Source organism: Streptomyces sp. NPDC058525 (assembly GCF_042719495.1).
Classification (GTDB): Bacteria; Actinomycetota; Actinomycetes; order Streptomycetales; family Streptomycetaceae; genus Streptomyces.
Genome location: NZ_JBHXNP010000012.1, coordinates 53,178 through 75,116, shown reverse-complemented (window position 1 = coordinate 75,116; position 21,939 = coordinate 53,178). Strand labels below are relative to the sequence as shown.

19 protein-coding genes are annotated in these 21,939 nt (G+C 72.3%); 15 read left to right on the top strand and 4 right to left on the bottom strand.

Annotation, left to right across the window (positions count from 1 at the left end; all coding sequences use genetic code 11):
• Positions 1-14 precede the first annotated feature (14 nt).
• The 3 genes from ACFWP3_RS09375 to ACFWP3_RS09365 form a co-directional block, all read right to left on the bottom strand.
• The gene (locus ACFWP3_RS09375) at positions 15-446 is read right to left on the bottom strand and encodes a PPOX class F420-dependent oxidoreductase (RefSeq protein ID WP_384217999.1); all 432 of its coding nucleotides are present in this window, start codon (positions 444-446) and stop codon (positions 15-17) included.
• A 120-nt stretch (positions 447-566) separates the two neighbouring features.
• Positions 567-2,060, bottom strand: coding sequence for a hypothetical protein (locus ACFWP3_RS09370; RefSeq protein ID WP_384217997.1), 1,494 nt, complete (start codon positions 2,058-2,060; stop codon positions 567-569).
• 95 nt (positions 2,061-2,155) lie between these two features.
• A complete protein-coding gene (locus tag ACFWP3_RS09365; protein WP_384217995.1) occupies positions 2,156-3,448 on the bottom strand; it encodes an MFS transporter in 1,293 nt (430 codons plus the stop codon).
• A 157-nt stretch (positions 3,449-3,605) separates the two neighbouring features.
• On the opposite strand from ACFWP3_RS09365, the gene ACFWP3_RS09360 reads away from it, so the two are divergent.
• On the top strand, positions 3,606-4,016 hold the full coding sequence (locus tag ACFWP3_RS09360) for a hypothetical protein (RefSeq protein WP_384217992.1): 411 nt from the start codon (positions 3,606-3,608) through the stop codon (positions 4,014-4,016).
• A 194-nt stretch (positions 4,017-4,210) separates the two neighbouring features.
• A complete protein-coding gene (locus tag ACFWP3_RS09355) occupies positions 4,211-6,178 on the top strand; it encodes a tetratricopeptide repeat protein (protein ID WP_384218085.1) in 1,968 nt (655 codons plus the stop codon).
• Positions 6,179-6,250: 72 nt separating this feature from the next.
• On the opposite strand, the gene ACFWP3_RS09350 is transcribed toward ACFWP3_RS09355, so the two are convergent.
• Positions 6,251-7,885, bottom strand: a complete 1,635-nt coding sequence (locus ACFWP3_RS09350; RefSeq protein ID WP_384217990.1) for a carboxylesterase/lipase family protein — start codon at positions 7,883-7,885, stop codon at positions 6,251-6,253.
• 227 nt (positions 7,886-8,112) lie between these two features.
• Between ACFWP3_RS09350 and ACFWP3_RS09345 the strand changes: the two genes are divergently transcribed.
• The 13 genes from ACFWP3_RS09345 (at position 8,113) to ACFWP3_RS09285 (ending at position 21,908) form a co-directional block, all read left to right on the top strand.
• Positions 8,113-9,297, top strand: a complete 1,185-nt coding sequence (locus tag ACFWP3_RS09345; RefSeq protein WP_384217987.1) for an ABC transporter substrate-binding protein — start codon at positions 8,113-8,115, stop codon at positions 9,295-9,297.
• Position 9,298: 1 nt separating this feature from the next.
• A complete protein-coding gene (locus ACFWP3_RS09340; RefSeq protein WP_384217985.1) occupies positions 9,299-10,177 on the top strand; it encodes a branched-chain amino acid ABC transporter permease in 879 nt (292 codons plus the stop codon).
• A complete protein-coding gene (locus tag ACFWP3_RS09335) occupies positions 10,174-11,133 on the top strand; it encodes a branched-chain amino acid ABC transporter permease (RefSeq protein WP_384217982.1) in 960 nt (319 codons plus the stop codon). The genes ACFWP3_RS09340 and ACFWP3_RS09335 overlap by 4 nt, the downstream gene beginning before the upstream one ends.
• Entirely contained in the window at positions 11,130-11,891 is a 762-nt protein-coding gene (locus tag ACFWP3_RS09330) for an ABC transporter ATP-binding protein (protein ID WP_384217980.1), read from the top strand. Before ACFWP3_RS09335 ends, ACFWP3_RS09330 begins: the two co-directional genes overlap by 4 nt.
• Positions 11,888-12,595 (top strand): ABC transporter ATP-binding protein, encoded by a 708-nt coding sequence (locus ACFWP3_RS09325; protein WP_384217978.1) that lies wholly within the window; start codon positions 11,888-11,890, stop codon positions 12,593-12,595. Before ACFWP3_RS09330 ends, ACFWP3_RS09325 begins: the two co-directional genes overlap by 4 nt.
• Positions 12,596-12,852: 257 nt before the next feature.
• Complete coding sequence (locus tag ACFWP3_RS09320; RefSeq protein ID WP_384217975.1) at positions 12,853-13,704, top strand: ABC transporter substrate-binding protein; 852 nt, start codon at positions 12,853-12,855, stop codon at positions 13,702-13,704.
• Positions 13,701-14,501, top strand: a complete 801-nt coding sequence (locus ACFWP3_RS09315; protein WP_384217973.1) for an amino acid ABC transporter permease — start codon at positions 13,701-13,703, stop codon at positions 14,499-14,501. The genes ACFWP3_RS09320 and ACFWP3_RS09315 overlap by 4 nt, the downstream gene beginning before the upstream one ends.
• Positions 14,502-14,571: 70 nt before the next feature.
• Positions 14,572-15,420, top strand: a complete 849-nt coding sequence (locus ACFWP3_RS09310) for an amino acid ABC transporter ATP-binding protein (protein ID WP_384217970.1) — start codon at positions 14,572-14,574, stop codon at positions 15,418-15,420.
• Between the two features lie 156 nt (positions 15,421-15,576).
• Complete coding sequence (locus tag ACFWP3_RS09305; protein ID WP_069918725.1) at positions 15,577-15,780, top strand: cold-shock protein; 204 nt, start codon at positions 15,577-15,579, stop codon at positions 15,778-15,780.
• Between the two features lie 203 nt (positions 15,781-15,983).
• Complete coding sequence (locus tag ACFWP3_RS09300; protein ID WP_384218083.1) at positions 15,984-17,984, top strand: hypothetical protein; 2,001 nt, start codon at positions 15,984-15,986, stop codon at positions 17,982-17,984.
• Between the two features lie 4 nt (positions 17,985-17,988).
• The gene (locus tag ACFWP3_RS09295) at positions 17,989-19,467 is read left to right on the top strand and encodes a branched-chain amino acid ABC transporter substrate-binding protein (RefSeq protein WP_384217967.1); all 1,479 of its coding nucleotides are present in this window, start codon (positions 17,989-17,991) and stop codon (positions 19,465-19,467) included.
• A gap of 74 nt (positions 19,468-19,541) precedes the next feature.
• Positions 19,542-20,096 carry a PadR family transcriptional regulator gene (locus ACFWP3_RS09290; RefSeq protein ID WP_384217964.1) on the top strand — a complete coding sequence of 185 codons (555 nt, stop codon included), beginning with the start codon at positions 19,542-19,544 and terminating at the stop codon, positions 20,094-20,096.
• A gap of 72 nt (positions 20,097-20,168) precedes the next feature.
• Positions 20,169-21,908 carry an acyl-CoA dehydrogenase family protein gene (locus ACFWP3_RS09285; protein ID WP_384217962.1) on the top strand — a complete coding sequence of 580 codons (1,740 nt, stop codon included), beginning with the start codon at positions 20,169-20,171 and terminating at the stop codon, positions 21,906-21,908.
• The last annotated feature ends 31 nt before the right edge of the window (positions 21,909-21,939 follow it).

Here is a 21,939-nt window from a genome sequence, read left to right as displayed (position 1 = left end):
GGGCGCGCTCGCGCTCAGCGGATCTTTTCGCCGTAGACGTGGTCGACGGTCATCGTCATCAGCACCCGCCGGTCGGCCACCATCACGGCCCGGTACTCGTCCCAGTCCGGGTGCTCGCCCGCGGCGGCGCGGTAGTACCGCACCAGCGCCTCGACCTCGGGGCCGTGCGGGTCGGTTCCCGGCCCGGTCAGCGTCACGGTGCCTTCGGCGGTGGCCCAGGCCCAGCCGTCCGGGCTGGTCACCTCCAGGGCGGCGCGGGGGTCCCGTCGCAGGTTCACCGTCTTGGCTCGTCCCTCGGTCATCGATACGTAGAGGACGTCGGCCTGCGGATCGTAGAAGGGCATGACGGGCGAGAGCTGCGGACGGCCGTCCGCTTTGATCGTCGCGAGAATGCCCAGGCGGCTTTCCGCGAGCAGGGTGCGCGGGTCGTACGGGGTTGCGTTCATGTACGGGCCAAGTCGCCACCGGATGCCGGGTATTCCCGGGGCGATGACATGTAGGCCGAACGTGGTCCCGATCCCGATCCCGATCCCGGTCCCGGTCCGGTCCCGGCTGCGCCGCGGCGGCTACTTCCCCCGGCCCTGCGTCGTCACCAGCCGGTGCAGCGCCTCGGGGGCCAGGGCCGGGTTGGCCGCGGCCGCGTGGGCGAGCTCCTCGTCGTCGAGGATTTCCGTCAGCCGGGGCTGCGGAAGGTTCGGGTGGCCTGCCAGGGCGGCTCGTACGGCCGGGTCCGGGTCCCGGGTGAGCCGCTCTGCCGTTGCAGGTGCAGTCTGGGGGTCGCGGGCGGCCAAGGCGCGGACCTCGGGGTCGTCGTGGTCGGCGAAGGCGGACAGGCCGGTGGTGGGGAAGTTCGGCCGGGTGATGAGGTGGGCGCGCTGGTGGCCGTCGTACTCCAGGAAGCTGCGCAGCAGCAGGGAAGCCGGGGCGTCGGGGTGGTTCTGGGCCAGCAGGACGCGTACGCCGAGATCGTCGTCGACGGCCAGGTGTTCGACGAGGTCGGGCGGCAGAGAGCGGTCCGCGGCCGCGTTCCGGCGCAGCAGCGGGTGGCCGGAGAGCGCGTCTCGGCGGACGTCCTGCGGGTCGCGGGGCACGTGGGGCTCGGGCCGCAGGTGGAAGCAGTCGTCCACGGGGATCTCGTAGTGGATCCCGGCCCGTTCCCTCTCGCTCAGCGCGGGGTGCACGGACAGGGCCAGCCGGACCTTCGGGTCGGGATCCGCGGCGAGCGCGCGGCGCTCGGCGGGTCCGAGGTCGGCGCGGTGGGCGATCCTCACGCGTACGGCCGGATCCGGATCGCCGGCCAGGAGGGTCACCACGTCGGCGGGCAGGCTGGGGTTGTCGGCGATCGCCGCCCGTTCGCCCTCGGCGAGCGGAGCGGTGAGGACGCTGTACACGACGGCCCTGCTGAGGGCCCGGTGCATCAGCATGTCCCAGCGCGCGTGGCACGACCGGTCGGGCAGTTCTCGCTCCACCCAGGCCGGATCCTCTTCTCGGGCGTGTACCTCCGCCCGCTTCCTGACCTCCTCGTCGGCGTCCGCCAGCAGCGCGGCCCGGGTGTCGGCGGGCAGCAGGCTCCACACGCCGACCCCCCACCGGCGGACCTCCGCAACCGGATGGGTGGGCATGGACCGGCGCAGCCCGATGGAGAGCTGCTGGTAGAAGCTGCCCTGCAGGAGCTCGGCGTCGTACGTACGGATCATGTACACGGCGGCTTCGTCGGGCAGCGGCCTGGGCGCACCACCGGCAGGCACCCGGGGAGCCTCGGCGAGGTGGGAGCGGACGAACCATTCCGGGTCGTCCACCAGCCGTACCCGTTGGGCCGGATCGGCATGGGGGTTGCGGGCGAAGAAGCTGCGGGTGCGGCGGTCGGGGTGCTCGACCACGGCGTCGACCACGGCGTCGGGCAGGGTCCGGTCCCGGCACAGCACCATCCGTACGGCCGGCGGACCGTCGGCGAGGAGCCGCAACAGGACGTCCTGCGGAGAAGACGGATTCAGCGCCACCCCGGCGAGCCGGCGCTCGGGCAGATCGGCGGCCGCCCAGATTGCCTCAGGCGTAGGCATGTGTCACAACCCCCGTGTGTCGACTGGCCTTCCCGGGGCCAACAGGCCATGACCTTACCGGCCTCACCCGGCCACGGACCGGGCCGCCCCCACCTTCAAGATCGTGGAACAGTGTCGTCCGGGAGGTTCTCGTCGATAGCCGCCGCCGCTTCCGCGGCAACGCCCGGCTGCGGCCGGGTCCGTACGCCCCAGCGGGCGAGGGCCGGGCCGGTGGCGCCCAGCGCCGCGAAGCACAGGGCCAGCAGCAGCCAGCCCGTCGTGCCGAGGCCGAGGACCACCGTCGTGAGGATCGCGGGGGCAAGGGCCTGGCCCGCGCTGAAGCCGAGGCCGAGGAGGCCCTGGTACTGGCCCTGGGCGTGGTCGGGGGCGAGGCCGAAGCCCAGGGCGAAGCCCGCCGAGGACTCCCAGACCTCTCCCAGACTGTGGACGAAGATCGCTGCCAGGACCAGTCCCGCCGCCGCCCACACCGGGGCGTACGCCGCCAGCGCCATCATCGGGCAGCTGACGAGGAAGAGCAGCCCCGCGGTGCGGAACGCCCTGCCGCCGTCGTGCGGGGTTTCGATGCGGGAGCCGATCCTGGTCTGCATCAGTACGCAGAAGGCGGCGTTGACCGCGAACAGTGCGGCCACCGTCCAGCGCGGCGCCTCGGTGTGCTCGGAGATCCAGATCGGCAGGAGCAGGGAGACCACGGGATACTGCAGTCCCATGGCCCCGTAGAGGACGGTGAACGCCAGGTACGGGCGGTCCGCGAAGGCGAGCCAGCGACGCTGCTGCGGCGGTGCCGGCAGCACCGGATAGCGGGGGAGGAGCAGCAGAAGCAGCGCGCACAGGGCGAAGCTCGCCGCGTTGCCGAGGATCAGCGTGACGTAGGCGCCACGGGTGTCCACGGCCAGGGCCAGCCCGGCACCCACTGTGCCGAGAATGACGCCGAGGTTGACGAAGGTGCGCAGCCTCGCCCGGAACAGGGCCGGGCGGTCACCCCCGACCCGGACCACCAGGGCGCCCCAGGCCGCTCCGCCGGCCGCCGCGGCGATCTGGTCGACCGTCGCGATGACCGTGAACGCGGCCCAGCTCTCGACCAGGACGAGAGCCGCCATCGACACGGCCTGGACTGCCAGGGCCGCCATCATGATCGGGCGCGCCCCGCGCCGGTCGGCGAGATGCCCGCCGGGTATCCCCGCGCCCAGGCCGATCACTCCGGCGATGGTGAGCGCGGCACCGACCTGCACCGCGGGCAGGCCCACGACCAAGGTGAAGTACAGCGCCGACGCCGCGTTGAACAGGCCGTTGCCCACGCGGTTGACGAAACTGGCGGCGATCAGCACGCGCTCCGGCCTGCTGTCCCCCACCGTGCGGCTCATGCGGCCGGCCAGGCTGCCCTTGATCATGAACGGCAGGCTAACAGCGGCCACGGAACCCGCCGCGGCCGCGTTGAGGTCGACGGACGAGGTCGACGGACGAGGGTCGACCGACGGGGCAGACCGAGGAGATGGGTGTCTTCAGTATGTGATGCTGAGACAAATACCGTGTGGACATGGGGGATTGATGGATCCGGAGATCACCGCTCTGGCGGCCGGTGCGGGCACGGCCCTGGTCACCGCGCTCGCGACGGAGGCCTGGCAGAGCGCGAGCGTGGGGCTGGTCGCGTTGTGGAGGCGCTTCCTTCCGGAGCGGGCCGATGCCGTGGAGGCCGAGCTCGACGCGACACGCGACGACCTCCTCGGCGCACAGGACGACGGGGACGACGAGACCAAGGCCGAGCTGGCGGCGGAATGGCAGGGCCGGATCCGGCGGCTGCTGAGCGCACACCCGGAAGCGGCCGACGAGCTGCGCGCCCTGCTGATCGAGCCGCAGCAGCAGCCGCCGGCCGCGCCCACCGTCACCCAGCACGCCACCGCGTCGGGCACCAGCCGCGTCTACCAGGCCGGCCGCGACATGCACCTGGGCCCTCGGTGAGCGGCCGCACCGACGGCCGCACCGACGGCCGCACCGACGGCCGGGCCAGCGGCCAGGGCCGCGTCTACCAGGCCTCAGGCGACCAGCACATCGTCGAGAACCACCACCACGGGCCTTCGTGGTCCGGCCCGGACACGGTCCGCAGCCCCGCACTGGGCCGCACACCGCTCGTCCTGCGCGACCGCGTCGAGCTGATGGAGACGCTCCGGGCCGCCGTCGCCCCGGGCGCGGGCGGCCAGGTCCACGTCCTCCACGGACTCGGCGGCTGCGGCAAGACCGCCGTCGCCTGCGCGCTCTTCGAGCACGCGACCGCGGGCGAGGGCCGCGTCGGCCTGTGGGTGAACGCCTCCGACACCACCTCCCTGCGCTCCGGCATGCTGGCCGTCGCCGCCGACCGGGGCGCCTCGGAGGGCGAGTTGACGGCCGCGCGCAGCGGGCTGCGGGCCGCGGCGGACCTGGTCTGGGACCACCTCGACCGCTCCGACCGGCCCTGGCTGCTGGTCATCGACAACGCCGACGACCCCTCCGTACTCCGCGACGGCGGCTGGCTGCGCACCAGCCCGCGCGGCACCGTACTGGTCACGAGCCGTCAGGCCGCGAGCCGTTGGTGGCCCGGAGCGCAGCTCCTCCAGGTGGGAGTGCTGCCGCGCGCGGACGCCGCCCAGGTGCTCCGCGACCTCGCGCCCGACGCCGGGACGGCCGAGGAGGCGGAGGAGATCGCCGAACGGCTGGGCCGGCTGCCGCTGGCGCTCACCCTCGCCGGCACCTTCCTGGCCCACCAGGTGATCAGCCCCTGGACGCTGGCCGAGTACGGGCAGCGCCTGGACATCGACCTGATCGACCAGGGGGCCGTGGACCACGCCGGCGACTCGCGCCACCTGGTCAGCAGCACCTGGGAGCTCTCCCTCGACGCCGTCGCCGGCCAGGGCCTGCCCGAAGCCCAGACCCTGCTGCGCCTGCTGGCCTGCTGGGCGAGCGACCCGCTCCCGCTCTCCCTGCTGTCCGGCCTCGAACTGGGCGCGGACCTCCCGGCCGGCCGGGTTGAGCCGGCGCTGCGCGGCCTGCTGGACCACTCCCTGACCGAACTGGTGCCGGGCCCTCCGCGCAGCCTGCGGACCCACGGGGTCCTCCTCGACAGCGTGGCCCGCGGCACCCCCGCCGGTCAGCGCGGACAACTCGCCGCGAAGGCCGCGCAGATGCTGCTCGCGGTCCTCCCCGAGATCCCCGAACGCGGCATCGAGGCGGCGCCGTTCCGGCCGCTGGCCCCCCACGTACTGGCGCTGCTCCGGCGGGTGTCGGCGGTGGTCCCCGTGGTTGGCGAGGGCGTGGACCTGCCGGTCGTGGAGTCGGCGGCGGAGTGCGCGCTGCGGCTCGCCGTCAACCTCCACCGGTCGGGGGACTCCGCCTCCGCGCTGGCGGTCGGACAGCAGGCCGTGGAGCTCGCCCGGGCACGGCTGGGCGACGAACACCCGCTGGTCGTACGGCTGCGCCAGCGCCTGGCGCGGACGCTGCGCAGGCTGGGCCGCTACGAGGAGGCGGAGACGCTCGCGCGGCGGACCCTCGCCGACTGCGAGCGGCTGTTCGGCCCGAGCGCTCCTGACACCCTCGAAAGCTGTGCGGTCCTGGCGAGCGTCCTTTGGACGGACGGCCGGGAGGCCGAGGGCTCGGCCCTGATGCGGCGCGCCGTCGACGGCCGGATCGAGGTGCTGGGGCCGTTGCATCCGGTGACCCTGAGGGCGCGCTACATCATCCTGGAACTGCTCCGGGGCCCGGAGCTCGCCCGGGAGATCGAGGGGGCGCCGGCCGTGCTCCGCGAGTGCGCCGAGACCATGGGACCGGACCACACGATCACCATGGGGGCGGAACTCAGCTACGCGAACGCCCTGTACTACGCGGGCCGGCCCGCCGAGGCGCTTCCCCTCGCCCGCCGGGCGTTCGAGGCGGCGCGGCGGAGCTACGGGCCGGAGTACCAGATCACCCTGGCCTCCCGGTCCCTCTTCGCGCTGACCCTCGCGGGCGTCGGCGAGTTCCCCGAGGCGATCGCGCACATGGAGGCCGTCGTCGAGCAGCGCGGCCGCGTCCTCGGACCGGATCACCCCTGGACCGGCAATTCCGTGGCGAACCTGGCCGCGCTACGGGCCGGCGACACCTCCACCCGCTGACGAACCCGCCGCCCGTCCGCCCCCGCCCGCCCCCGGCCGCCCTCCGGCCGGGAGCGGTAGGCGCGGTAGGCCCTACGAGGCCGCCGGCGGCCGCAGGCGTCGCCAGTAGCCGGCCAGGTCGTCGGTGGCCGCGGTGACCGAGTCGAGGGCCATCGTGGTGCGCGATTCCCTGCCGTAGCGCTCCCACCGCGGCATCGGGTGCCGGTTGGGGTCGCCGGTGCGGATGAAGGAGATCCAGGACGCGTGCAGGGTGGCGGCGAGGCCGTCGCGGACCCTGGGGCGCAGACCCGTCAGGAACGGCGCTTGCGACCACTTGTCGAAGTTGTCGAACACGAACGGCAGTTCCAGGCAGTGCGCCGCCGCCAGCCGGCCGTCGTGCGCGGGTGTCGGCAGGTTGAACTGGTAGGCCCACACCGGACGCCCGCGGGCCGCTCGCCGCTCGGCCAGTGCGAGCGCGGGCATGCGGAACAGGTCGTCGCCGATCAGGTCCATCAGCACGTCCACCGGGCGGGCGCCCGGCCGGGCCTCCTCGTACGCGGTGTACGCCTCGGCCGCCCGGTTTCCGAAGGTGTCCCGCGCCCGCGCGAGCACCTGCTCCTTGGTCGCCGCGGCGTACGGCTCGCTCAGCGCGAAGGCGAAGTTGGCCTCCTCCCGGGTCCAGCCGATCAGGACGTCGATGTCCGCCCCGGCGCCGTTCAGGAGCAGGTCGGCCGGGTTCCGGTCGAGGGTGACCCCGTCGAGCACCGGCAGGAACGGGGTGGACCAGTACCCCCACTTGCCCGTGCGGCCGAACATCTCGAAGGTCGCGGCGATCAGGCGCGGCCACGGTACGGCCCGCAGTTCCGCCACGTCCCGGGCCCCGACGATCTCCAGGAAGGCGGCGGTGCGCTGAAGGGACTCGGCCCGGGTGGGTATCTGCAGGCCGAGGGGCGGGCTCTGCAGGATGGCGCGCCGGAACAGCGGGCGGCCCTTGGGCCGGGCGCCGGCCAGTGCCGCGACCGACAGGGCGCCGCCGGACTGCCCGGCGAGGGTGATCTGGTCCGGGTCTCCGCCGAACGCGGCGATGTTGTCCCGTACCCAGCGCAGTGCGGCGAGCTGGTCGGTGAGCCAGAAGTTCCCGTTGGCTCCGTCCTCGCCGAAGTAGAGGTAACCCAGCGGCCCGAGCCGGTAGTTGATGGTCACGACCACGAGGTCGCCGTCGCGTGCGAAGGTGTCGCCCGCGTAGTTGGGCATCGAGCCGGAGCCGGAGATGAAGCCGCCGCCGTGGATCCAGACCATCACCGGCCGCTTGGCGTTGTCGGCCGCGGGGGTCCAGACGTTGAGCGTGAGGCAGTCCTCGTCGAAGGGCGGCGACCCGTGCGTCCCCAGGACCTGGTCGCCGCCCTCCCGGTAGGGCTGCGGCGCGCTGGGGCCGAAGGCCGTCGCCTCGCGGGTGCCCTGCCAGCCGGGGTGGGGCTGAGCCGGCCGCCAGCGGAGGGCGCCGGTGGGCGGGGCGGCGTAGGGCACGCCCTTGAACACGGCGAGGCCCCCCTCGATGCCGCCGCGCAGCCGGCCGCCCGAGGGCAGCTCCACGACGGGCGCGGACGCGCCCGCCCGCGGGGCGGCGGCCTGGGCCACGTGTCCTTCCGGCAGGCCGGACAGCAGTGCGGCGCCGGTCAACACCCCGCCGTTCCTGAGGATTTTGCGCCGCGATGGATCGTCGGTCATGGTGCTTCACTCCCTGACTGATCATGAGCCCGTCGCCGAATCGGCATTGCGTTATTTTGACGACGGCAAGTGTTACGGCATGTCCGAGACCGGGGTCAAGGGGTCGGAGGCCGCTTCGATCCGTGATATCGCGAAGTATTGACGAGCGTCGCCAGCACGCGATAGACACGTGTCACTTCCGATGCCGCCCGCCAACGCAGGGCCGGCTGACAACGTACGGAGTCCCCATGGCACGTCGGATTCGTCCCGCTGCTCTGCTCGCCGTCACCACAGCCCTCTCGCTGGCCACCGCATGCGGTGGCGCCAGCCTCGGGACCGGCGACGGCGACCGGCAGAACGGGCCCGTGAAGATCGGGCTCCTCCTCCCGCAGTCCGGTACCTACAAGGCGCTCGGCGACGACATGAAGCAGGGCTTCGAGCTCTACGTCGCGCAGCACGGCGGCAGGCTCGGCGGCCGCGAGGTGGAGATCGTGGTCGCGGACGAGGGGGAAACCGCCGACTCCGGCAAGGCGGCCGCCGAGAAACTGGTCAAGCAGGACCGGGTGCTGGCGGTCAGCGGAGTGGTCAGCTCGGCCACCATCAACGGGGTCAAGGACCTGTTCGAGACGAGCAGGGTCCCGCTCGTCGGCTCCAACGCCTCGCCGACGACCCTGACCGGAACCACGTACGTCTGGCGGACCTCGTACGTCAACGACGAGCCGGGCAAGGCGCTCGGCAAGCACGTGGCCGAGAAGGCCGGGGGCCCGGTCTTCCTGATCGCCGCCGGCTACCAGGCGGGCAAGGACGAGATCGAAGGGTTCAAGTCCACCTTCCTCCCCGCCGGCGGCAAGATCGCGGGGGAGGAGGTCTACACGCCGTTCCCCGGCACGAAGAACTTCCAGCCCTACCTCGCCCAGATCGAGAAGTCCGGCGCGAAGGCGGTCTTCTGCTTCTACGCGGGCGGCGCGGCCGTCGACTTCGTCAAGCAGTACCGGGACTTCGGACTGGCCGGCAAGATCCCGCTCTACGCACCCGGCTTCCTCACCGAGGGCGGCGTGCTCAAGGCCCAGGGCGACGCCGCCACCGGCATCCTGACCTCGCTCAACTACAGCGCGGACCTGGACAACGCGGCCAACCGGCAGTTCGCGCCCGCCTACACCGCCGCCCACGGGGTGGCTCCCACCACCTACGCGATGGCGTCATGGGACGCGGCGCAGGTGCTCGACAAGGCGATCGGCGCGGCCGGGGCGTCCGGAGGCAAGGTGACGCCGGAATCGGTCAACGCGGCCATCGCCGAGGTCGGGGACATCGACAGCCCGCGCGGCACCTGGCGGTTCAACAGCGGCGGCACGCCCGTCCAGCCCTGGTACCTGCGCGAGGTCAAGCAGGGCGCCAACACGGTCGGCTCCGAGCTCGGCCGACTGGGCGGCTGACATGTCCGGATGGTTGGACGGCAACTTCGTCAGCGTCGTCGACGGAGTCGCCTTCGGTCTGCTGCTGTTCACGATCGCGGTCGGCCTCTCCCTGGTCTTCGGCATGATGGACGTGCTCAACCTGGCCCACGGCACGCTCTACCTCGCCGGGGCCTACGTCGCCTACGCACTGTCCGACGGGACCCTGCCGGGCCTGCTCCTCGCCCTGCTGACCGGCGCCCTCGTGGGCACCATGGGCGGGACGGTGCTGACCTTCCTCACCCAGCCGCTCGCCCGGCGCGGACACCTGGACCAGGCCGTGCTGACGCTCGGCATCACCTTCATCGTCGCCGACCTGCTCGCCGCGGCCTTCGGCGGCGACGTCCTGCCCACCGACCCGCCGGCGGCGCTGCGCGGGACGGTGGGCCTCCTCGGCCACGCCTACCCGGTCTACCGGCTCGTGTTCATCGCCGTCGCGGCCGGCCTCGCGCTCCTCGTGTACCTCGTCTTCGAACGCAGTTCGCTCGGAGCCCTGGTACGGGCCACCGTCGCGGACCGGGACATGGTCCGCGCGCAGGGCGTCGACATCCGCAAGGTGCTCTACGGGGTCTTCGCGTCCGGTGCGGCCCTGGCGGCGGTCGGCGGAGTCCTCGGGGCCCCGATCCTGGGCCCCGGGCCCGGCGTCGACGAGACCGTGCTCGTCCTCTCGCTCGTCGTCGTGGTCGTCGGCGGCCTCGGCTCGGTGCGCGGCGCCCTCGCCGGAGCACTGCTCATCGGCCAGGTCCAGACGCTCGGGGTGGCGCTGCTGCCCGAGTACGCGCCCTTCCTCCTCTTCGGCACCATGCTGGCCGTGCTCGTGGTCCGCCCGAACGGCCTGGTCCCGTCGGCGGTGCGCGGATGAGCCGGCGACCCGCGGCGGCCGCCGCGGCCGCCGTCACCGCCGGGCTCGCGCTCGCGCCGTTCGTCCTCGGCCCGTACGCCGTCGGCACCCTGTCGCGGATCCTGGTGTTCGCCCTGCTCGCCCTGAGCGTGAACCTGCTCACCGGCCTGACCGGACTGCCGACCCTCGGGCAGTCGGCGTACTTCGGGGTCGGCGCCTACACGGCGGCGATCGTCGCGACGCGCCTCACCGACATCGGGATCCTCCAACTCCTCATCGCCGCAGCGGTGTCCGCGCTCGTGGCCGTCCCGACCGGATGGCTGGCCGTCAGGGCCCGGGGCGTCGTCTTCCTGATGCTGACGCTGGCCATCGGCGAGATCGTCTACAGCGCAGCGGTCAACTGGAAGCCGGTCACCAACGGCACCGACGGACTGTCCGGCATCCCGCCGGTCGTACCGCTGCCCGGCATGCCCGCGCTGGAACTCGACGGACTGGTCTACTTCTACGTCCTGGCCGTGTTCCTGCTGCTGTTCGCGGCCGTCATCCGGCTGGGATCCACCCCCTTCGCCCTCGCCCTGCGCGGGATCCGCGACAACGAGCCCCGGATGAGGGCGATCGGATACCCCACCCGGCGGTACGCCCTCACCGTGTACTGCGGCGCGGGCGCGCTGGCCGGAGCGGCCGGGGCCCTGTGGGTGTCGGTGCAGCGGTTCGTCTCGCCCGGCGACGCCGGCTTCGAGATCGCCGCCCTGGCGCTGCTGGCCGTCGTCATCGGCGGCTCCGGCTCGATGTGGGGGGCCTGCGCCGGGGCCGCGCTGGTCTGGCTCACCCGCGACTACCTCGGCAACCTCGAAGCCGTCGCCGGGCGCGGGCCGCTGCTGCTCGGGCTGCTCTTCGTCATCGCCGTCTACACACTGCCCCGCGGGCTGGCCGGCGTACGGCTCCCGCCCCAGCTGACCCGGAAGAGGACGGCGTGAGCGAACTCGACCTACTGGAACTGCGCCGGGTGTCACGGCGGTTCGGGTCCTTCACGGCCGTGGACGAGGTCTGCCTCACCGTACGGGCGGGGGCGCGGCACGCGGTCATCGGTCCCAACGGCGCCGGCAAGTCGACGCTGTTCGGCCTCGTCTCGGGGACGCTGGCGGCCACCGCCGGATCCGTCCTCGTCGACGGGCGGGACGTGACCCGGCTGCCCGTGGACCGGCGGGTCGGGCTCGGCGTCGCCGCGACCTTCCAGCACTCCAGCCTCTTCCTGCGCGAGACGGTGCTGGAGAACGTCCTGCTCGCCGTCTTGCGCCGGCCGGGCACCGGACTCGGCGGCTGGCGGAAGGTGAGCGCCCGGGCCGCGGCGGTCGGCCGGGCCCGGGCGCTCCTCGACCGGGTGGGCCTGCCCGACCGGCACGAGGCGGCGGCGGCCGAGCTCTCGCACGGAGAGCGGCGGCAACTGGAGGTCGCCGTGGCGCTGGCCACCGAACCCCGGCTGCTGCTGATGGACGAACCGGCCGCCGGGATGTCTCCGGCGGAGACGGCTCGGCTCACCGAACTGATCGCAGCCCTGCCCGCCGAGGTGACCGTACTCCTGGTCGAACACGACCTCGACATGGTCTTCGAGCTCGCCGACACGGTGACGGTCATGCACCTCGGCAGACACCTGAAGACCGGCTCCCCGGACGAGGTACGGGCGTCCGCCGAAGTGCAGAACGCCTACCTGGGCAGTGCGGAGGCCGCCTCGTGAAACCCTTCCTCAGCATCCGCGGACTGCACTCAGGCTACGCCGGGGGCACCGTCCTGGGCGGCGTCGACCTCGATCTCGACGCGGGCGGGACCGTCGCCGTCCTCGGGCGCAACGGCGTCGGGAAGACCACCCTCATGTCGACCGTCATGGGCTTCCTCCGGCCGTACGAGGGCAGCGTCACCCTCGACGGCCGCGAGCTCGCCGGCGCCCGCGTCGACGTGATCGCCCGGGCGGGCGTGGGCATCGTGCCCCAGGGGCGCCGGGTGTTCGCGCCCCTGACGGTGGACGAGCACCTGGCCGTCGCCTCCCGCCGCTCCGCGCGCGGGCCCTGGACCCGTACGCGCGTCCTCGGCCTGCTGCCGAGGCTGGGGGAGCGGCTCGGGCACCGCGGCGACGAGCTGTCCGGCGGGGAGCAGCAGATGCTCGCGATCGCGCGGGCCCTGCTGGGCAATCCGCGCCTGCTGCTCCTCGACGAGCCGTCCGACGGCCTCGCACCCGCGATCGTCTCCCACGTCGGCGAGGTCATCCGCGAGGTGAGCGCCCAGGGGATGTCGGTGGTCCTCGTCGAGCAGAACCTGGGGCTCGCCCTGTCCGTCGCCCGGGACGTGGCCGTCATGCAGAAGGGCCGCATCGTCCACCGGGCCCCCTGCGAGGAGTTCCGCGCCCGGCCCGACGACCGGCGGCGGCTGCTGGGTGTCGACTGACCGCGGTGGCCCCGGCCGTACGGGAGCGGGCCGCCCGCCCGCTCCCGTACCGCTGCCCGATTCCGTACGGCTGCCCGCTTCCGTACGGCCGAACCGGCACGAGAGCGGCCGAACCGGTCCGCTCGGCACCACGGGCCACATCGGCATCTGGACACTCGCTCGAATGGTCCGTCGCGGCGCCCGGTGCGGGGCTTACGATCGCGACCGGCGGTCCCGTCCCGCGACCGCCGCCCGCCCCGCACCCGTGGAGGTCAACCGTGTTCCGGACGGCCCAAGGACACCGCACCCACCGCAGCAGCCACCGCGTCCGCTCGGCGGCCTGCGCCGCCGTCGCCGCGGGAACGTTCCTCGTGACGGGCTGTTCCTCCGGCGACAGCGGTCCGGGCGAGGCGGCCGGAGGCGTACCGGTCGTCGAGAAGGGCAAGCTGACCACCTGCACCCATCTGCCCTACCCGCCCTTCCAGTTCGAGCAGAGCGGCAAGGTCGTCGGCTTCGACGTGGCCCTGATCGACCTGGTCGCGAAGAACCTCGGTGTCGAACAGAAGATCCTCGACACCCCGTTCGAGAACTTCAAGACCGGCGCCTTCCTCAACTCGGGCCAGTGCGACCTCGCCGCGGCCGGTATGACGATCACCGACGAGCGCAAGAAGAACGTCGACTTCTCCGTCCCCTACTTCGACGCGACGCAGGCGCTCCTCGCGACGAAGAAGAGCGGAATCACCTCGCTCGCCGACCTCAAGGCGAAGGGGAAGAAGCTGGGCGCACAGGCCGAGACCACCGGCGAGAGCTACGCCAAGGCCCAGGGCTTCAACCCGGTCGCCTTCGAGAGCTCGGACGCGGTGCTCAACGGACTGCGCACCGGCCAGGTCGACGCGGTCGTCATCGACTACCCCGTCGTACAGGGCTGGCTCAAGGACAAGGCGAACGCGGACGAGTTCGTCCTCGGGCAGAACATCGAGACCGGCGAGCAGTACGGCTTCTCGGTCAAGAAGGGCAACACCGCCCTCCTCGCCGCGATCGACAAGGCCATCACCACCGCCAAGGCCGACGGAGCCTACAAGAAGATCTACGAGCAGTGGATCGGCCCGATGCCCCAGGCCGGGTCGTGACCTCTCGGCTGACCCGGCGCCAGCGGCGCCGGGTCTGGGAGGGCGTCCAGTACGCGATCTTCCTCGGCGCGGTGGTCCTGATCGCCGCCCTGGCCGACTGGGACCGACTGCAGAACCAGTTCGCGCAGACGGACCTGGCTGTCCGGCTGTTCCCGAACATCATCACCATCGCCCTGCGCAACACCGTGGTGTACACGCTGTCCGGGTTCGTCTTCGGCCTGGTCCTCGGCCTCGTCATCGCCATGATGAGGCTGTCCTCGGTGGCCCCCTACCGGTGGGTCGCCAGTGTGTACATCGAGCTGTTCCGGGGCCTGCCCGCCCTGCTCATCTTCATCTTCGTGGGCGTGGCGGTGCCGCTGGCGTTCCCCGGCACCGAGATCCCCGGCGGCACGTACGGGAAGGTCGCCCTCGGCCTCGGCCTGGTCGCCGCCGCCTATATGGCCGAAACGATCCGGGCCGGCATCCAGGCGGTGCCCAAGGGGCAGATGGAGGCGGCCCGCTCGCTGGGCTTCTCGCACGCCCGCGCCATGGTGACGATCATCATCCCGCAGGCGTTCCGCATCGTCATCCCGCCGCTCACCAACGAGCTGGTCCTGCTGTTCAAGGACTCCTCCCTCGTGCTGTTCCTCGGCGTGACACTGGAGGAGCGGGAACTGACGAAGTTCGGCCGCGACCTCGCGAGCGAGACCGCCAACTCCACCCCGATCCTGGTCGCGGGCCTGTGCTACCTCCTCGTGACCGTGCCGCTGAGCATCGTGGTGCGCCGCCTCGAAGCCCGCGCGGACAAGGCCACGTGAGGCCGGGAGGGCCGGGACGGCCGGGATCGACATGACGGACGGCGCGGACAGGACGGACGGGACGGACAAGATGCGACCCACGACGGGAACGGCGGACACGATGACCAAGGACCGCCCGGAGATCCGGATCCGGGGCCTGCACAAGTCCTTCGGCGACAACCACGTCCTGCGCGGCATCGACCTGGACATCGCCCGCGGCGAGGTGGTGTGCGTCATCGGACCGTCCGGCTCCGGCAAGTCGACGCTCCTGCGCTGCGTGAACCTGCTGGAAGAGCCGAACGAGGGCCAGGTCTTCGTCGGCGACACGGAAGTCACGGACCTCGACGTGGACATCGACGCCGTGCGCCGCCGCATCGGCATGGTCTTCCAGCAGTTCAACCTCTTCCCGCACGTGAGCGTCACCGAGAACCTCACGCTGCCGCAGCGCCGGGTGCTCGGCACGGACAAGGCGCGGGCGGCCGCCGTCGCCCGGGAGAACCTCGAACGCGTCGGCCTCGCCGACAAGGCGGAGGCCTACCCGGCGCAGCTGTCCGGCGGCCAGCAGCAGCGGGTGGCGATCGCCCGGGCCCTGTCGATGGGGCCCGAGGTGATGCTCTTCGACGAACCCACCTCGGCGCTCGACCCCGAGCTCGTCGGCGAGGTGCTGTCGGTGATGCGGGTGCTGGCCGGCGAGGGCATGACCATGATGGTCGTCACCCACGAGATGACCTTCGCCCGCGAGGTCGCGGACCGCGTCGTGTTCATGGACGGCGGCGTGATCGTCGAGCAGGGGCCGGCCTCACAGGTGATCGCCAACCCGCGGCACGAGCGGACCCGGAACTTCCTCAACCGGATCCTGGACCCGGCGGCGGCCCCGGCCCCCACCGGCCAAGACGGCCCCGAGACCGGCGAACCGGCCGGCGGAGGGCACGGCGGATGAGGCCCGGACCGCCACCCGGCGTTCATGCGGTTATCCGGTCGCGATTGGCAGGTGTAGGGCTGGGGACAGCGGGGGAGAAGTGGCTCAGGCGCCCGTGAGCGGGCACCGCGGGGGCCCGGACCCGGGCCGCTCGCTGAATTGAGCAGAGGGATGAGTATGGCCAGCGGCACCGTGAAGTGGTTCAACTCCGAGAAGGGCTTCGGCTTCATCGCCCAGGACGGAGGCGGACCGGATGTTTTCGCCCACTACTCCAACATCTCCGGCAACGGGTACCGCGAGCTGATCGAGGGCGAGACGGTGTCGTTCGACGTCACGCAGGGCCAGAAGGGCCCGCAGGCGGAGAACATCGTCCGCGGCTGACCTCCCGCCCGGCCTATCCGGCGGCGCCCGCACCCGGTGCGGGCGCCGCCGGTATGCTTCGCGGCCTCGCCGCGGCGGGGTCCGCGCGTACCGCGCACCGGGCGCACCAGGCGAATCCGGACGACACGGGCTATGGCAGCCACCGGGTTTCGGATGGCACTCTCGTGTCCTCGAAAGCGGCACCCTGGGGGGGCACACACGTGATGGAGCCGGGTATCGGCATGGGCCTGCGCGGCCGCAGCGGCATCCTGTCGCTGGTCGACTCCTGCCTGAAGGAAACCCCCGCAGCCGAACGGCCCCTCACCATGCTGCTCGGCCCGCCCGGCAGCGGCGCCAGCGAGGCGCACAGCGCCCTCATGGAGCACTTCGGGCCCCAATACCCCTTCGCCTTCGTCAACTTCGGCGGAGCACAGTCACTCCTGCCGCGCTACGCCCTCGGGCTGCTCGCCCGCCAGCTGGAGCGCAAGCTGCCCCGCTACGGCCGCTCCCAGTTCCCGCTGCTCAGCCTCGGACTGCTCGCGTCCGACCAGGAGCTGCGGATGCGCAGCCTCGCCGAAGGCCGGCGCGCCGTACAGCGGCAGCTCGACCGCTTCCAGGAGGAGAACGAGGCCCGGCACGGCGACTACCTGGCCGCCTTCTTCGAGGTGGGCATGGGAGCCGTCGGCATGCCCGAAGGCGCCTCCACCGCCGCCCTCGCCCTGTTCCAGGACGCCCTGCGGCGCAGCCGCCGCAGCATGCCGAGCCTGCTCGGCGGCAGGCTCGGCAACCGGCTCACCTCGGGCGCCCAGTGGTACGGACGGCACCCCATGACCCGCAGCGGGGACCCGTGGGAGGCCCTCGTCGAGCTCAACCTGTGGCGCCACGAGGGCGACGAGAACGAGCAGGAGCGCCTCGACCTCGTCCTCTTCTCGGCGTTCCTGGAAGACCTCAGACGCAACACCGCCCGCAACTTCATGCCCCGCTCCTACCTGCTGCTCCTCGACAACTCCCACACCGCGTACGGCCGCCGCTTCCTCGACCTGCTGGTCCGCGCCCGGCACGACGAGACGGTCGTCGCCGGCCACGACAGCGACCCGCTGACCGTCGTCGCCAGCTCCAACCGCTGGCTGCCGCGCTGGGGACCGGCCACCGGGGACTCCTGGCCCTGGCAGCTGTTCGGACCCGACCGGGCCTCCCTGTCCGACTGGAACACCCACCGGCCGACCCGCGACAGCGAGGACACCTGGTGGTACCCGTTACGCCTGCGCGACCTCAACCTGGACGAGGTGCGCATCCGCATAGAGCTCCAGCTCGGCGGGAACAGCGACCTCGCCCCGCTGGCCCGCCTCACCCCCTTCGTGCACCGGCTCACCGGCGGCCTGCCGCGCGCCGTGCACCAAGTGCTCGACGTACTGCGCCAGTCCGGGCCGCCCCCGGACTCCGGCCCCCAGCAGGACCGCTGGCTGCGCACCCTCCCCGACCGGCCGCTGCGCAGCGGCGAACACACCGCCACCCTCGCGGACACCGCCCTCAGCCACCTCCTGCGCGACTTCGACGACTCCGAACGCGCCACCCTCGCCGAGTGCGCCGCCGCCCGGGACTTCTCCGTCGGCACCCGGCTGCTCAGTCCGGGCGACGCCCTGTTCGGCGAGATACGGTCCCGCTGGCTGCTGTCCGGACCGCTCACCGTGGTCCCCGTGCTCCACCCCTGGCTGCGCCGGCTGCTGCTGTGGCGGCTGGCCCGGCGCCCCGACGCGTGGGACACCGCGCACGAACTCCTCGCGGAGTTCTACCGCGGGGAGGGCAGGCCGGTGCAGGAGATGTACCACCAGCTCGCCGCCGGGCGGACCGACGAGGTCACCGCCCATCTGACCCGGCGCTTCACCGAGGTGCCGGCCGTGCAGTGGATCTCCGAGTTCAACGCGATCACCGCCGCCCCCAACCGCCTCCCGACGGAGTACGGCCCGGTGGAACTCCTCGCCGGACTGCGCCCGCGCCGCCCCGGGCGCGTGATGGACGTCGAATCCGTGATCCACACGCTCGTGACCACCCGCTGGGTGTGGAGCGATCCGCTCGCCGACCCCGCCATGCGGCTCAACGACATGATCGCCGACGGCTACACCCAGCTGTCACAACTGCGGAGGAACGACATCGTGGCCCTGTTCAACGAGGCTGAGCGGCACCGGCACTGGCGCGACCCCCAGACGGCCGGCGGGGAGGGCTGAGCCCGTGGCCAGACTCGAATGGCCGCTGCACGTGGTGCGCCGCGTCGCCCTGGCCACCGCCGCCGCCGTCGTGCTGGTGACGGCCCTGTGGCTGGGCGTCGGCTGGATCCAGGAGCGGCAGGCCAGATGCGCCGACGGGGTGGTCGAACAGGGCCCGCACGACGAGTGCGTCGGGGTCACCGACGGCTCCTACGCCTTCGCCCCGCACCTCGACGACGTCCGGCGGAAGATCCTCGAGGAGAACGACCGCATCCTGGCCAACGCGGACAAGGAGCCCTACGTCAGCGTCGCGTACCTGACCAACTTCACCCAGACCGCCGAGGACAGCAACTCCGCGGAGGGCGTGCGCCACGAGCTCCAGGGCGCCTACCTCGCCCAGCACCGGCACAATCGCGGCGACCTGTCCGCCACGCCCAAGATCCGGCTGCTGATCGCCAACCCGGGCAGCAGGTCCGTGCACTGGCAGCACACCGTCGACGAGCTGATCGCCCGCAAGGACTCTCCGGACCGGCTCGTCGCCGTGGCCGGCCTCGGCCCCAGCACGGACGAGAACCTCGCGGCCATAAAGCGCCTCTCCGAGCACGGCATCGCCATGGTCGGCGCCACCATGACCGCCACGAACATCCAGGGCATCAACGGCTTCGTCCGCGTCGCCCCGACCAACGAGGACGAGGCGTACGCCGCCGCAGGCTTCCTCAAGCGGCGCGGCGTCGGCACCGCCGTCGTCATCCAGGACGTGGCCCAGGGGAACCTGTACGCCTCCACCCTCGGCACCGCCTTCACCCAGGCCTTCCACGACGGCGACAAGTACAAGCTGGTCGCCGAGCGCATGACCTACGACTCCTCCGTGGGCAGCGCCTGGCAGAACGAACTGCGCTACATGCCCGGACAGCTGTGCCTGCAACGCCCCCAGCTCGTCTACTTCGCGGGCCGCGGCCGCCACCTCACGCACTTCCTCGACGCCCTGTCCAACCGCAGCTGCACCGACCAGAAGTTCACCGTCTTCGCCGGGGACGACACGACCAACCTCACCGCCGAGCAGCTCGCCCACGCCGCCGAGACGGGCGTCGAGGTGCTGTACACCGGCCTCTCGCACCCCGACATGCACCGCGCGTCGCCGCAGTCGGTGTCCGCCCCCTCCGCGAAGAACTTCCAGCCGGGCGGGCTGCTCGACCAGTGGTTCCCCCACGACCTGCGCCACGACGGCGGGGCCCTGATGGGCCACGACGCCGTCCTCACCGCGGCCCACGGCATCCAGATGGCCGCCCGCTGGCAGGGCAAGGTCGCCGGAGACGCCGTGGCCCGGATGTTCCACCAGATGGACGGCAGCCAGCAGGTGGCCGGCGCCAGCGGGTTCATCTCCTTCCAGAACAACGGCAACCCCCGCAACAAGGCGGTCCCGATCCTGCGGCTCAACGCCAAGGGCCAGGCCGAGTTCGTCGAGGTGTCCGCGGCCGAGGGGAAACCGCCGGAAGCGCAGTGAGGGACGGGTGAGCCGCGTCTCACCCGGGCGGTGGCGCTTGTCTATGCAACGAGTTGCATAGAAAGATCGGGGGCATGGCACTCGAGCACGCGATCCTCGTCTCCCTGCTGGAGCAGCCGGGCTCCGGCTATGAGCTGGCCCGGCGGTTCGAGCGGTCCATCGGGTACTTCTGGACCGCCACCCACCAGCAGATCTACCGCGTGCTGGGGCGCATGGAGGGCGACGGCTGGATCGACGTCCGCCACGTGCCGCAGGAGTCCAGACCGGACAAGAAGGAGTACTCGGTCGCCGCGGCCGGCCGGGCCGCCCTGTCCGCCTGGCTGCACGAACCGATCCAGCCCGACAGCGTCCGGCACGAGCTCGCCGTCAAGATCCGCGGCGCCGCCTTCGACGACCCGGCCGCGCTGATCCAGGAGGTCGAGCGCCACCGCGGCGCGCACGCCGACCGCCTCACCCGCTACCTCGCGGGGGAGCTGCGCGACTTCACCGGCCCGGACGCGCCCCCGCCGGGCGACGCCGGGCGGGAACTCCAGCACGTCGTGCTCCGCGGCGGCATCGCCTACGAGCGGATGACAGTCGCCTGGCTGGAGGACGTACTCGCCACGCTCCGCCGGCTCGCCGACCGCTGACCCGCACCCCCGCCACACCTCACCCCCCGCACCGCACCCCTTCATCCTCCCGACGCGAAAGACGGACCTCCCATGACCGACCCGCTGCTGTTCAACCCGCGCACCTACGACCCCGCGCACTTCGACGCCGAGACCCGCAGGCTGCTGCGCGCCACCGTCGACTGGTTCGAGGACCGCGGCAAGCGCAGGCTGATCGAGGACTACCGCTCCCGCGCCTGGCTGGCGGACTTCCTCGCCTTCTCGGCGAAGGAGGGGCTCTTCGCGACCTTCCTCACCCCGGCCGCCGCCGGGCAGGAGTCCGACAAGCGCTGGGACACGGCGCGGATCGCCGCCCTCAACGAGATCTTCGGCTTCTACGGCCTGGACTACTGGTACGCCTGGCAGGTCACCATCCTCGGCCTCGGCCCGGTCTGGCAGAGCGACAACGCCGCCGCCCGCGACCGCGCGGCGCAGCTCCTCGCCGAGGGGGAGGTGTTCGCCTTCGGCCTGTCCGAGAAGACCCACGGCGCCGACATCTACTCCACCGACATGCTGCTGGAGCCGGCCACCGACGGCAACGACGCCGACGGCGCCGAGGGCTTCCGGGCCACCGGCTCCAAGTACTACATCGGCAACGGAAACGCGGCCGGACTGGTCTCCGTCTTCGGCCGCCGCACCGACGTCGAGGGCCCCGACGGCTACGTGTTCTTCGCCGCCGACAGCCGCCACCCCGCCTACCGGCTCGTGCAGAACGTGGTCGACTCCTCCAAGTACGTGAGCGAGTTCCGCCTCGAGAACTACCCGGTCGGCGCCGAGGACGTCCTGCACACCGGCCGCGCCGCCTTCGACGCCGCCCTCAACACCGTCAACGTCGGCAAGTTCAACCTCTGCACCGCCTCGATCGGCATCTGCGAGCACGCGATGTACGAGGCCGTCACCCACGCGCAGAACCGCATCCTCTACGGCCGCCCCGTCACCGCCTTCCCGCACGTGCGCCGCGAGCTCGCCGACGCCTACGTCCGGCTCGTCGGGATGAAGCTGTTCAGCGACCGCGCCGTCGACTACTTCCGCTCCGCCGGCCCCGACGACCGCCGCTACCTGCTCTTCAACCCGATGACCAAGATGAAGGTGACCACCGAGGGCGAGAAGGTCATCGACCTGATGTGGGACGTCATCGCGGCCAAGGGCTTCGAGAAGGACACCTACTTCGCCCAGGCCGCCGTCGAGATCCGCGGTCTGCCGAAGCTGGAGGGCACCGTCCACGTCAACCTGGCGCTGATCCTCAAGTTCATGCGCAACCACCTGCTGGAACCGGCCGAGTACGCTCCCGTGCCGACCCGCCTCGACGCGGCCGACGACGAGTTCCTCTTCCGCCAGGGCCCGGCCCGGGGCCTGGGCTCCGTACGCTTCCACGACTGGCGTCCCGCCTACGAGGCGTACGCCGCCGTGCCCAACGTCGCCCGCTTCCGCGAGCAGGCCGACGCCCTGTGCGCGTTCGTCACGACCGCCGCCCCCGACGAGGAGCAGAGCCGCGACCTCGACCTCCTCCTGGCCGTGGGCCAGCTGTTCGCCCTGGTCGTGCACGGCCAGCTGATCCTGGAGCAGGCCCGCCTGACCGGCCTGGACGAGGACGTGCTCGACGAGCTGTTCGGCGTCCTCGTACGGGACTTCTCGGCGCACGCGGTCGAGCTGCACGGCAAGGACTCCGCCACCGCCGACCAGCAGGCCTGGGCGCTGGGCGCGGTCCGGCGCCCGGTCGTCGACGCCGACCGCTCGGCGCGGGTCTGGGCGCGCGTGGAGGCCCTGGCCGGGGCGTACGAGATGGCGCCGTAACCGACGGACGGACGGCTCCTGTGCGACGGGA

What these genes read in the sequence shown, in the direction of transcription:
- ACFWP3_RS09375 (WP_384217999.1), bottom strand. Translation starts at nt 446, where the DNA reads ATGAACGCAACCCCGTACGACCCGCGCACCCTGCTCGCGGAAAGCCGC.
- ACFWP3_RS09370 (WP_384217997.1), bottom strand. Translation starts at nt 2,060, where the DNA reads ATGCCTACGCCTGAGGCAATCTGGGCGGCCGCCGATCTGCCCGAGCGC.
- ACFWP3_RS09365 (WP_384217995.1), bottom strand. Translation starts at nt 3,448, where the DNA reads ATGATCAAGGGCAGCCTGGCCGGCCGCATGAGCCGCACGGTGGGGGAC.
- ACFWP3_RS09360 (WP_384217992.1), top strand. Translation starts at nt 3,606, where the DNA reads ATGGATCCGGAGATCACCGCTCTGGCGGCCGGTGCGGGCACGGCCCTG.
- ACFWP3_RS09355 (WP_384218085.1), top strand. Translation starts at nt 4,211, where the DNA reads ATGGAGACGCTCCGGGCCGCCGTCGCCCCGGGCGCGGGCGGCCAGGTC.
- ACFWP3_RS09350 (WP_384217990.1), bottom strand. Translation starts at nt 7,885, where the DNA reads ATGACCGACGATCCATCGCGGCGCAAAATCCTCAGGAACGGCGGGGTG.
- ACFWP3_RS09345 (WP_384217987.1), top strand. Translation starts at nt 8,113, where the DNA reads ATGGCACGTCGGATTCGTCCCGCTGCTCTGCTCGCCGTCACCACAGCC.
- ACFWP3_RS09340 (WP_384217985.1), top strand. Translation starts at nt 9,299, where the DNA reads ATGTCCGGATGGTTGGACGGCAACTTCGTCAGCGTCGTCGACGGAGTC.
- ACFWP3_RS09335 (WP_384217982.1), top strand. Translation starts at nt 10,174, where the DNA reads ATGAGCCGGCGACCCGCGGCGGCCGCCGCGGCCGCCGTCACCGCCGGG.
- ACFWP3_RS09310 (WP_384217970.1), top strand. Translation starts at nt 14,572, where the DNA reads ATGCGACCCACGACGGGAACGGCGGACACGATGACCAAGGACCGCCCG.
- ACFWP3_RS09305 (WP_069918725.1), top strand. Translation starts at nt 15,577, where the DNA reads ATGGCCAGCGGCACCGTGAAGTGGTTCAACTCCGAGAAGGGCTTCGGC.
- ACFWP3_RS09300 (WP_384218083.1), top strand. Translation starts at nt 15,984, where the DNA reads ATGGAGCCGGGTATCGGCATGGGCCTGCGCGGCCGCAGCGGCATCCTG.
- ACFWP3_RS09290 (WP_384217964.1), top strand. Translation starts at nt 19,542, where the DNA reads ATGGCACTCGAGCACGCGATCCTCGTCTCCCTGCTGGAGCAGCCGGGC.
- ACFWP3_RS09285 (WP_384217962.1), top strand. Translation starts at nt 20,169, where the DNA reads ATGACCGACCCGCTGCTGTTCAACCCGCGCACCTACGACCCCGCGCAC.